Source organism: Winogradskyella aurantia (assembly GCF_002266855.1).
GTDB classification, from domain to species: domain Bacteria; phylum Bacteroidota; class Bacteroidia; order Flavobacteriales; family Flavobacteriaceae; genus Winogradskyella; species Winogradskyella aurantia.
In genome coordinates this window covers 34,916-46,619 of the sequence record NZ_NGJN01000003.1, presented here as the reverse complement: position 1 = coordinate 46,619, position 11,704 = coordinate 34,916, and the positions used below count along the sequence as shown (strand labels likewise).

9 protein-coding genes are annotated in these 11,704 nt (G+C 34.7%); 5 read left to right on the top strand and 4 right to left on the bottom strand.

The window, feature by feature from the left end:
• Positions 1-8: 8 nt before the first annotated feature.
• On the top strand, positions 9-1,295 hold the full coding sequence (locus tag CA834_RS06035) for an O-antigen translocase (RefSeq protein WP_094967791.1): 1,287 nt from the start codon (positions 9-11) through the stop codon (positions 1,293-1,295).
• Here CA834_RS06035 and CA834_RS06030 read toward each other — a convergent pair.
• Positions 1,292-2,443, bottom strand: a complete 1,152-nt coding sequence (locus tag CA834_RS06030; protein ID WP_094967790.1) for a glycosyltransferase — start codon at positions 2,441-2,443, stop codon at positions 1,292-1,294. The genes CA834_RS06035 and CA834_RS06030 overlap by 4 nt on opposite strands.
• A gap of 36 nt (positions 2,444-2,479) precedes the next feature.
• Between CA834_RS06030 and CA834_RS06025 the strand changes: the two genes are divergently transcribed.
• Both CA834_RS06025 and CA834_RS06020 read left to right on the top strand, forming a co-directional pair.
• Complete coding sequence (locus CA834_RS06025; RefSeq protein ID WP_094967789.1) at positions 2,480-3,571, top strand: glycosyltransferase; 1,092 nt, start codon at positions 2,480-2,482, stop codon at positions 3,569-3,571.
• The gene (locus CA834_RS06020; protein WP_094967788.1) at positions 3,550-3,990 is read left to right on the top strand and encodes a sugar 3,4-ketoisomerase; all 441 of its coding nucleotides are present in this window, start codon (positions 3,550-3,552) and stop codon (positions 3,988-3,990) included. Before CA834_RS06025 ends, CA834_RS06020 begins: the two co-directional genes overlap by 22 nt.
• Here CA834_RS06020 and CA834_RS06015 read toward each other — a convergent pair.
• The 3 genes from CA834_RS06015 to CA834_RS06005 are packed head-to-tail and all read right to left on the bottom strand — an operon-like array spanning position 3,975 to position 6,515.
• Complete coding sequence (locus tag CA834_RS06015; protein WP_094967787.1) at positions 3,975-4,895, bottom strand: glycosyltransferase family 2 protein; 921 nt, start codon at positions 4,893-4,895, stop codon at positions 3,975-3,977. The two genes, CA834_RS06020 and CA834_RS06015, sit on opposite strands and share 16 nt — an antisense overlap.
• Positions 4,895-5,785: a glycosyltransferase family 2 protein gene (locus CA834_RS06010; RefSeq protein ID WP_094967786.1), complete on the bottom strand. Its 891-nt coding sequence runs from the start codon at positions 5,783-5,785 to the stop codon at positions 4,895-4,897. The genes CA834_RS06015 and CA834_RS06010 overlap by 1 nt, the downstream gene beginning before the upstream one ends.
• 46 nt (positions 5,786-5,831) lie before the next feature.
• Positions 5,832-6,515, bottom strand: a complete 684-nt coding sequence (locus CA834_RS06005) for a cell division ATP-binding protein FtsE (protein ID WP_094967785.1) — start codon at positions 6,513-6,515, stop codon at positions 5,832-5,834.
• 370 nt (positions 6,516-6,885) lie between these two features.
• Between CA834_RS06005 and CA834_RS06000 the strand changes: the two genes are divergently transcribed.
• Both CA834_RS06000 and CA834_RS05995 read left to right on the top strand, forming a co-directional pair.
• Positions 6,886-9,909: a tetratricopeptide repeat protein gene (locus CA834_RS06000; protein ID WP_094967784.1), complete on the top strand. Its 3,024-nt coding sequence runs from the start codon at positions 6,886-6,888 to the stop codon at positions 9,907-9,909.
• A 44-nt stretch (positions 9,910-9,953) separates the two neighbouring features.
• Positions 9,954-11,681: a TonB-dependent receptor gene (locus tag CA834_RS05995; protein WP_094967783.1), complete on the top strand. Its 1,728-nt coding sequence runs from the start codon at positions 9,954-9,956 to the stop codon at positions 11,679-11,681.
• The last annotated feature ends 23 nt before the right edge of the window (positions 11,682-11,704 follow it).

Here is an 11,704-nt window from a genome sequence, read left to right as displayed (position 1 = left end):
CTTAAAATGTGAAACTACCGAAATTTTTGCAAGGTAACCTAGTTCTTAAAATTACGTCACTCAATGCTGTAGTAATTACAATAAGACTTGTGGTATCTGTATTTATCCAGCGTTTATTGGCACTTACAGTAGGTGAGGCAGGTATTGCTAATATTGGCCAGGTGAGAAATCTTCTTGGAATGGTTACCAGCACCTCAACTTTGGGTACATTCAGTGGTATTGTAAAATATGTAGCAGAATATAGAAATAACCTTAAGGAACTCTCAAAGCTATTTTCTACGGCATTGGTCTTTCTCGTATTCGGCTCACTGGTTTCGTCCTTAGTACTATATTTTGGGTCTAACTATTTTTCTGATTATTTCTTTGGTTCGATTAATTATAAGTATGTCTTTAAGTTATTAGCTATTATCGTACCCTTCATAGCTCTAAATAGGGCAATTAATGCTGTGGTTAACGGTTTGTCTGAATATAGAAAGTATGCCATCATTGAGTTAATAGGCTACTTATTGGCTGCGGTAGCTCTTATTATAGGATTGTATACTGCAGATTTAAAAGGTGTTTTAATAGCTATTAGTATTGCACCCATTATTCAATTGATTGTTTTGCTCGTTGTTTTTGGAAAGCGTTTGTCTGAATTCGTTAAACTAAAGAATTTAGGATTTGGGTTGCTTTATAAAAACAAATTATTGGCATTTACACTTATGTCTTTCGTTTCTACATTTTTGCTCAATTATATTGAATTGGATATAAGAACACTGGTAACCGATAAACTAAATATTAATGAGGCCGGGTACTGGACTGCTATTAATTTTATTTCAAAAAACTATATGGTATTTGCATCGGGACTATTTACGTTGTATGTCTTACCAAAATTTGCCAAGATTGATAATGGTAAAGACTTCAAAAATGAAGTTTTTCATATCTATAAAACCATACTTCCAATTTTTGGTGTTGGCATGTTATTGGTTTTTGGTTTAAGAAATTATATAATCCAATTTGTTTATCCTGAATTTTTAGGCATGGAACCACTTTTTAAGTGGCAGCTTTTGGGTGATTTTGTTAGGTTGTGTTCTTTGGTGCTTACCCACCAATTTTTGGCAAAACGACTTGTAAAAAGCTTCATTTTCACCGAAATAATATCATTGGTTCTTTTCTTTTTACTTACGAACCTCTTTATTCAATATTATGGAACCGAAGGTGTAGTGATAGCCCATTTTGTGCGGTATGTGATTTACCTATTGATTGTATTCTTTGTAGTACGTTATTACTTTAGTTCACAAGCCAAACGTAGCTAGTCCTTCCTGCTGTTATTTTGCCATAGGTCAACATACTGTTTTGCGCTGTCGATATAATTATGATGGGATTCTATGAACTTTCGGGCGTTATTTGATATTTCTTTTAATTTTTGTGGATTTTCGATAAGCCATTCCAATTTTTGGATGATATCATCAACATCGGGCAAGGCGTTAATTGCAATGGTGTTTTCTTCAATACCGTAAAAAGATCGCCATTCCTTCTCCGCACCGGTAAATACCACTTTACCTTTAGACATAGCCTCTAGCGCATTATAGCCTTGGTCGTAGGCATATACCATATCTAAAACAATGTGTGCTTTGTCATAAGCTTTAATATAAATGTTGTAGGGAATACTCCTGGTCGTAATAATCTCAACGTTATCACTAAATTTTTTTTGAATTGCTATTAGTGCCCTTTCAAAAATATCATTTCCCTTTTTATAATAGTTGGTTTCGTTTATGCCATGAAATATTATAATTTTTTCATTTGTCTCAAGGGGTTGATGAATTAGTTGGTCTGTATTAATTGGATTGGGCACAAGTCCTAAATATTTAGGGTGACCTTTCAGTGGTATATGATAATCCATATCAGAGGCAATAACGCCATTTATTTTACTAAAAATAAATTCGTGTAAAGACTTAAATTCTGGTTTTAAAAATTTTAAGCCATAACTACTTTCTAATTGCGTTTTGTGTCCCTTGAAATATGGGGTTAGTATGGAGTACCTAAATTTTTTTTGATATGCATAATTTATGCTGATATAATCTGAACCACAGGACAATAAATATGTGTTATTATTCCATGAACTGATGCAATCAAAAATCTCTTTTTCAATTTTCGCTGTGCAACCAAAGGATGCTTCATTGATGAACTGGACAATATCATAATTACTGATCTTTGGTTTAAGGCCTAGAATCTGCCGTTTTATTTGTTGTGACTCCAGATCAAACTTAAACAAGAGGTATAACAAATTCTTGAATTTTTTTAAAAAGCCTTTATCATATTTTTTTTTAATACTAAGGTCAACTGGGTAGTCTTTAAATCCATCATTAGCGCCAAGTAATATCACCTCGTGACCTAGCTTAAGGAGTCCTTCTTTTAAGGAATTATGAAGCCTGCTGTATTCGCCAACCAATAAAATTTTCATTTATATCGTTACATTTGCCCTCAAAGATACTTGTTAATGACGAAAACGGGCACCAAAAAAATATGTATCGTAGTTATGTCGCTAGGTGGAGGAGGTGCAGAAAGAGCTTCAGGGTTGTTGTCAGAAGTATTGGATGATTTTGGGTTTGAGGTTCACGTTGTCTCCGTTTTAGATGAGATTGAGTTCCCGTATAAAGGGAAATTGTTCAATCTTGGCAAAATGAAGGCTATGGATGATTCAGTTTTTGGTCGCCTAAAACGGTTGAATGCTTTTAGGAAGTATTTGAAATCGCATGATTTTGATTATGTCATTGACACTAGAACTAGAATAGGACTCCTAAAAGAGTTTATTCTTTCAAGACTTGTATATAATTCCCATAAAACCATCTATATGGTTCATAGTTATAATACTAATAAGTATATAACTTCAAGCAGGGTCTTAAATAAAATCATGTATGGAAATGCACATAAAATAGTGGCCGTCTCGGAAGCTATTGCTAAAAAGCTGCAACGCAGCTATGGATTTAATAATCTAATGACCATATATAATCCAATCGCCTTACATGAGTCCTCTCAGTCAAATGACTTTAACCTAAATGACAATGATTATGTACTTTTTTATGGTCGTTTAAATGATGAGATAAAAAATATAACACTCTTAATTGAGGCCTATGCCAAATCTATTTTACCAAAATTAGATATTAAACTAAAAATTTTAGGAGAAGGCAAGGATGAAGGTAAACTTAAAACGATGGTGCAGAAGATGTCATTAACTTCAGAAATTGAATTTTTACCCTACATGTCATCGCCTTATCAAATTGTTAAGAAGGCAAAGTTTTCAATTTTAACAAGTAGATATGAAGGTTTTCCAATGGTCCTGACCGAATCCTTACATTTAGGAACTCCTGTAATTTCTGTAGATTGTGAGTCTGGGCCAAAAGAAATAATTAAAAATGAACATAACGGACTTTTAGTAGAGAATTACAATGAAAAGGCCTTGACCGAAGCGATGAATAGAATGGTTAAAGATGAAGAATTATACTTAAATTGCAAGGCCAATGCAACTGCTAGTGTTGCACATTTATCAAAAAAACAAATCGGTCTGCAATGGCAGTCAATTCTAAAATAAACAGAAATTACGTGGCGAGTATTCAGGATGTAAAACTTATAGATATACCAAAGGTACATGACGATAGAGGGAGTTTAGCCGTTATTGAAAAAGCGATTATTCCTTTTGATATAAAACGGGTATATTATTTATACGACGTACCTAGTGATAGTTATAGAGGTGGCCATGCCCATAAGGAACAAGAATCTATAATCATTGCGTTGAGCGGAAGTTTTGAGGCCGTTGTAAGTGATGGTAAATCCCAAAAGCGCTTTATGCTGAACAAGCCAAATCAAGGACTGTACATACCGACATATATTTGGAGGGAAATAGATAATTTTTCTTCAGGTGCGGTTTGCTTGGTTTTGGCATCTACAGAATTTGAAGAAGCTGAGTATATTCGTAATTTTATAGAATTTAAAGATTACAAAGGTCTGTAGTACAAACGTTCTTTTTTAAGCGATTTAATTTTTAAAAGACCTTTTAAAACCCACTTTGGAGATAATAGCAGGACTTTTTTAGTTAGTGGTAAATTAGCCATGTCTAGATTAGACTTAAAATAAACATAGGCTTCCTTTTGGTTGTTGATTTTACTCATCAATGCAAGTGAATATCTGTTAATGTCAAGAAATCGTTTCAACGGTCCGTTATCGGCTTCAAAAGTTTTGTAGGCTTCGAAGTTTGGCTTTTTTTGAAGATCAAAGGTGGTGTTAGATAGGCTATTGGGTACATATCTATAATAAGCTAGTATCTTGTTTATAAAGACGATGTCATAGTGAATGCCTATCCGTATCCACATATCTGTATCTTGCCCTGAGATAATGGACGTATTGAAATATCCGGTCGTTTTTAAGATACCTTTATCAAAGACTAAACTGGAGCTACTCAAAATACTTTGGCCTAGACTGGATTTGAAATAATTATGTATTTGGCAGGTTGTTTTCTGTTCAAAATTATAACGAGAGGGAACAATTTTGTTCTCATACTTCTGGGCTAAGGCAGTGGAAAAAACAGCTTGTTCAGGGTACTTTTGTATACAGTGATGAATTTCTTTAAGAAAATCTTTATCCCAAAGATCATCACCATCTAAGAGGGCGATATACTGATTTTGTGCTGCTTTTATGCCCGTATTTCTGCTTGATGAGGCACCTAGATTTGTAGTAGTTATGATGTGTAACCTGTTATCATCAAAGGACTCTATGATTTCTAAGCTACTATCTGTTGAACCATCATTAACAACAATAAGTTCAAATTTGTCAAATGACTGGTTTAAAACACTCTCAATGGTGTCTTGTATATAGGGTTCTTTATTAAAAACCGATATAATTACAGAGAAAACAGCCATTAATTCTTTTTGTTAATATAGCAATAATAACTAAGGCGATAGAGATCAAAAATAAAAAGTGAGGGACGTTTTCCTAACAAATGGCGTTCAAATAATAATTTAAATTTGAGGTATATGAAGGCACAAAGTGAATTGAGTCCCCAAGTTGTAATATTTTGATAGACTTTTGAAATGCGTGTGTATTGGTAAGGTAATAACTTTTTCGAAACCAATAAGGAGAGCGCTTCTACAGATTTAAGGGATTTATCCAGAAAGGTTTTGCTGTCTTCTAAACCCATATGATATACTGGGTTAGTGATGTGCTCAACCTTTATGCCTTGTTCTTTAAGATTGAATGAAAAAAGAGTATCCTCATGGCGCAGATTTGGGATATCCTCGTTAAAGCAGATACGTTCAAATAATGATTTACGTATCATAAAATTGAGAGTAAGGAAGCTTAAGTATACATTTTTATTGCGCTGTTCACAACTTAATGCTTCTCTCTTACGTCCGTAAACCCAGCGCAGATTCTCAATATTATCCGGATTGTTATCCTGATATAAAATACCACCATTGATGACTTCGGAATCTTTGGATATTGCCTTCAAATAGGAGTCAATAAAATTTGTGTTTACCGGTAAAACATCTGCATCTAGAAACAAACACCATTCGTATTTAGCTGTTTTTGCTAAGCGATTTCTAATAGAACTTCTACCGATATTCTGAGGCAATTCAATAAACCTAAGATTTGAAAATCTGTTTAATTCATTTTTGTCAAATCCTAGAACAGGTGATGCATCATCCATGATGATAATTTCAAAATCAGATTTTAGATTTGAAGCCTGCTTGTGCACTTCCCTTGCCAATGGTAAGATATCGTAATTATATGTGGGTATAAGTATGGAGAGCATAGTTCTCTATCTCTGAAGCGCTACATTTATAGAATTTTGACAACTACTAGTTCTTTCTCTGCACAACCTCGTACACCTTGTTTTCATCACATTTCAAGGTTTTACTTGGGTATTTAAGAAGTAAGGCATAATCATGTGTAGCCATTAGAATGGTATTGCCATTTTTGTTAATGTCTTGCAGTACTTCCATTACTTCAATACTCGTTTGTGGATCAAGGTTACCTGTGGGCTCATCAGCTAGGATTATTTCGGGATTGTTTAATAATGCCCGAGCTATCGCAATACGCTGTTGTTCACCACCAGATAGTTCATGAGGAAATTTGAAGCCTTTGGTTTTCATTCCAACCTTATCCAAAACAGATTCTATGCGGTCTTTAATTTTATCTTTATCCTTCCAGCCAGTGGCTTTAAGGACAAATTCTAAGTTGCCATTCACCGTTCGGTCTGGTAATAATTTGAAATCCTGAAAAACAACGCCCAGTTTTCTGCGTAGAAAAGGAATGTCTTTTTCTTTCATGGTTTTGAGGTTATAATCAACAACGGTACCTTCACCTTCCGTCAGCTCCAAGTCGCCGTACAAAGTTTTCATAAAGCTACTTTTGCCACTTCCGGTTTTTCCAATCAGATAAACGAAATCACCTTTCTGCATTTCAAAGTTTACTTTAGACAATACAACACTTCCACCTTGATAAATAGTTGCATTTTTAAGTTGTAAGACGGTTTCAGACATATTAATAACCCATAAATTTAGTGCTGTAAAAGTATTGTTTAAATCATCAATTCACAAATGAGTTCTGTGGCGTTTATTAGTATCTATTTTTTGCAGGGTTTTGTTTTTTTGATTAGTGTATGACCATAACAAAATGGTTCAATAGAAATTAAAACGAACCAACCTCGCGGATTATTTTCAGCAAATCTTCGATAATAGCGATTAGGGTGATTTTTTTCTAAAAAGATTAATTTAATTAAGATAGAGTGAAATCAGTTCACCTGCAACATTTAATAACTTGGTTTATAATTATAGGCAATTTCTAGCGTTATAAATTAGGTATTAAATTAAATTTGGTCCTTCAATTAATAACAATCAAAAAACGACACTAATGCTATTTACACAAAAACAATTCCTTCTCGTTTTTATTATTGTTTCATTTTTAGGTTCAGCGCAGAAATCTGAAATCTATACAAGTGATTTAAAAGATTTTCAGAAGGCCCTAACGCTTTATAATAATAAGCAATATAATGCCGCTCAATCTCTTTTTGAGGATGTTAAAAATAGCGCTAACGACGAGGTGTTAAAATCTGATTGTTCTTATTATATAGCCAATTGTGCAGTGCGTTTAAACCAACACAATGCAGATGATTTAATCCTTGAGTTTGTTGAAGAATATCCAACTAGTCCGAAAAGAAACACAGCATTTTTGGATGTAGCTGATTACTATTTTGAAAACTCAAAATATGCCTATGCCCGCAAGTGGTACGATAAAGTAGATGAACTAAGTATTGCTTGGGCTGAGCGTGAACGCTTCTATTTCAACTATGGGTATAGCTTGTATGCTACTGATAGCGCAACACAAGCAACAAGATACCTCAATAGGGTTGTAAATTCTAAGGAATATGGATCACAAGCCAAGTATTACATTGGTTATATGGCTTATGAAGGCGATGATTATGATAAGGCCAACTCCTATTTTGATCAAGTTAGTGATAATGAAAAATACAAGGAGAAGCTATCGTACTATCAAGCGGACTTGAATTTTAAATTAGGAAAATTTGAAAAGGCAATTGAGCTAGCATTAGGACAACTTGAGAAAAGTAACAAGGATGAAAAATCCGAACTATCAAAGATTATAGGTGAAAGCTATTTCAACTTAGAACAATATGCAGAGGCCATACCTTATTTAAAGGACTACAAGGGAAAACGAGGCAAGTGGAGCAATACGGATTATTACCAACTGGGTTATGCATATTACAAACAAAATGATTTTGAAAGTGCTGTTTCTGAGTTCAATAAAATAATTGATGGTGCTAATGGGGTAGCACAAAATGCTTATTATCATTTGGGTGAAAGCTATATAAACCTGGATAAAAAACAAGAAGCGCTTAACGCTTTTAGAAATGCATCTCAAATGGATTATGATTTAAAAATCAAGGAAGATGCATGGCTCAATTATGCGAAGATCAGTTATGAAATCGGTAATCCTTATCAATCTGTGCCACAAGTTTTGTCGGGTTTTCTAGATGAGTATCCTAAAACAAATTACAGGGAAGACATTGAAAACTTATTGATTGATTCTTATATCACCTCTAAAAATTATAAGGAGGCCTTAGAATTATTGAAGGGTAAGAACAGTTTTGAAAATAAAGTGGCTTATCAAAAAGTGGCTTATTTGAGGGGGATTGAGCTTTACAATGAATCGAAATATAGTGAAGCATTAGACTTATTTACAAGCTCATTAAAAGAACCAAGAGATTCAAAATTTGTAGCCAAGGCAACCTTCTGGCGAGCTGAGACGGCTTATAATCTCACCAATTACAATGATGCGCTAATCGGATTCAAACAATTTTATGGGATGGATGAAGCTTCAAGCTTGCCTGAAAACCAAAACTTAAATTACAATTTAGCTTACACTTATTTTAAATTAAAGGATTACAATAAAGCTTCTGATTATTTTCAGAGATTCCTAAATAATAACAATACGGATAGGCTTCGCAGAAATGATGCTTTTTTGCGATTAGGTGATTCTCATTTTGTGTCAAGTGAGTATCAAAGTGCCATAAATGCCTACGATAAGGCTATTCAAATAAATGAAATTGAGACCGATTACGCCGCTTTTCAAAAAGCAATGAGCTATGGGTATTTAGGAAATAGTAATACTAAAAACAAAGAACTCAGGTCTTTTATAGAAGGCTACCCAAAGTCGGCATTACGTGATGACGCTATGTACGAGTTGGCCAATTCCTACATTAAATCCAATGAGACAGATAGGGCTATGCAAATGTATGACAGACTTAATTCAGAATACAAGCAAGGTGCTTTTACGTCTAAAGCCCTATTGAGGCAAGGTTTGGTCTATTACAACGCCAATAATAATGAAAGTGCCCTGAAGAAATTCAAAGAAGTTGCCAAGGATTTTCCTGGTTCAGGAGAGGCCGTTCAAGCAGTTGCCACAGCACGATTAATTTACATTGATTTGGGTCGGGTTGATGATTACGCTAACTGGGTACGTGGATTGGGTTATGTTGAGGTTACTGATGTTGAGTTGGATAATACCATGTATTCTGCGGCCGAAAAACCGTATTTAGATGGTGATACGGATAAAGCAATTCAGCAATTCAATAAATATATTAATCAATTCCCCAATGGTATACATGCCTTGACGTCTCATTTTTATTTAGCCCAATTGTACTTTAAAAAGGATTTATATGAAAATGCACGGCCTCATTACGAATATGTTGTAGGGACGTCAAAAAGTGAGTTTTCTGAGCAGGCATTAGTACGACTCTGTGAAATTTACCTAACTAACTCCAATTGGTCAGAGGCTATCCCCATTTTAAAACGTTTAGAACAGGAGGCGGATTACCCTCAAAATGTCATTTATGCGGCATCTAATTTGATGAACGCCTATTATCAAACCGAGGATTATAACGCTGCAGAGCGCTATGCGGAGAAGGTTCTGGATAATTCTAAGCTAGATAACAAGGTAAAAAGCGATGCCAAAATTATTATAGCAAGGTCAGCAATTAAAACTGGGAATGAAGATAAAGCAAAATTAGCCTACGCTGATGTAGAAAAAATTGCAACTGGCGAGGTTGCAGCGGAAGCGCTTTACTTCAATGCTTTTTTTAAGAATAAGGAAGGAAAATATAAGGCCTCTAATACAATTATACAACAGCTGGCCAAGAACTACAGCAGTTACAAATATTATAGTGCTAAAGGACTGGTAGTAATGGCAAAAAACTTTTATGCTTTGGGTGATGCATTTCAAGCCACCTATATTTTAGAGAGTGTGATTTCAAACTTTCCTGAATTTAATGACGTTGTTGAAGATGCAACCAATAATTTAAATAAAATTAAAGCGGAAGAGGCTAAAACAAATTCATCAATCGAATCCGATGGCAACTAAAACAATCTTTTTTAGACCATCAATCAGTAATCAAAATCCTTAAAATGAAAATCAAATTTTTATTTTTCATCCTTATTTTATCAGGAAGCTGGTCTTTTCTAACTTCCCAGGAACGAACTAAAGATACTATAGGTGACCAAGTCGTCAATGTGGTAAAGCCATATAAACCTACAATTTCTGATGCCTTTAAGATTAAGGATAATCCGCGCTCCAATGATACAGGGACGGTAAAAAAGAAAACGGTTAAGTATAACATTCTATCCATTCCTGTTGCTTCTACGTTTACACCGGCAAAGGGTAAGGCAGCTAATGTTGAAAGGGCGAAATCTGTTAAACTTTATGATAATTATGCCTCCTTGGGAGTTGGTTCTTACACTACAATTTTAGGAGAGGTCTTTTTAAATCATGAATTGAGTAATGATGAAATCGTTGGAGGATATTTTAGCCACCATTCATCCCAAGGTGGTATAGACGGGCTTTTGTTAGATGACGATTTTACCAAAACAAGTCTTAAGGCACACTATACACAGAAGCTTAGGGATTTTTCATGGAAAGTAGATACAGGTTTTGACCTTCAAACCTATAATTGGTATGGGCTGCCACAAAATTTCTTTGGACAGGCAGAAGCTAGTTTAATTGATCCAGGGCACAGCTTCACCAGTTTTAATATTGGTGGAACCATAAGATTTGATGATACCTTTATCGATGACGGTAGTGTGAGATTTATTCGCTTTGCGGATAACCAAGATTCTGGCGAGAATAGATTCGTGGCCAAAGCAGCTTTCGAGGTTCCAATCGATGCTGAAATTATTGCTACTGAATTTTACATTGATTACATAGGTGGAAAGTTTGATAATACTTATACAAGTGACGACGAAATTAATTATGGGAATGTTACTTTTGGACTAGCGCCATCTTATCAGCTAAAGCAAGACGACCTAACCATAGATTTGGGTATTCAATTAGTCTATCTCAACGATACTGAGTTCGATGATAACAAGTTCTTCTTGTATCCCAATATAGAAGCGTCTTATCGTTTGGTTGATGAAATTTTAATTGCTTATGGAGGTATAAAAGGTGGACTCATCCAAAATTCATATCACGATTTTGCCAATGAAAACCCATTTGTGTCTCCTACGCTCTTGATAACTCCAACGAATCAGCAGTACAATGGATTTGTGGGCCTAAAGGGTAAACTGTCCAATAACGTTAGCTATAATATTAAAGGAAATTATTTTGCCGAAGAGAATAAGGCTTTATTTAAAGCTAATGATGCCCAGACATTTGCCACTAGAGATTATCAATATGGTAATTCATTTGGCCTAGTGTATGATGACATTACTACCTTTTCTCTAGAAGGTGAATTAAATATTGATGTCAACAGAAACTTTATTTTAGGTATAAAGGGTGCTTATTTTAATTATAGTACCGATAACGAGGCTGAAGCCTGGAACTTGCCAGATGTAACGGGGTCTATTTTTGCAGACTTTCAAATATCGGAGCAGTGGTTTGCTGGGGCAAGTGCATTTTTCGTTGGTGAACGTAAAGATGCCCAGTCTTTGGTTGGTACCTTTTTACCAACACCTACAAATACAATTACACTAGATAGTTATTTTGACGCGAATGTGCATGTGGGTTATAAGATAAATGATCAATTTACGGTCTTTGCTAAGGGTAATAATTTATTCAACCAAGATTATCAGCGCTATTTGAATTTTCCAGTACAAGGCATTCAGGTGTTAGCTGGTGCAACGTATCAATTTGATTTTTAATTCTTAGGTGTTAATTTCAAATG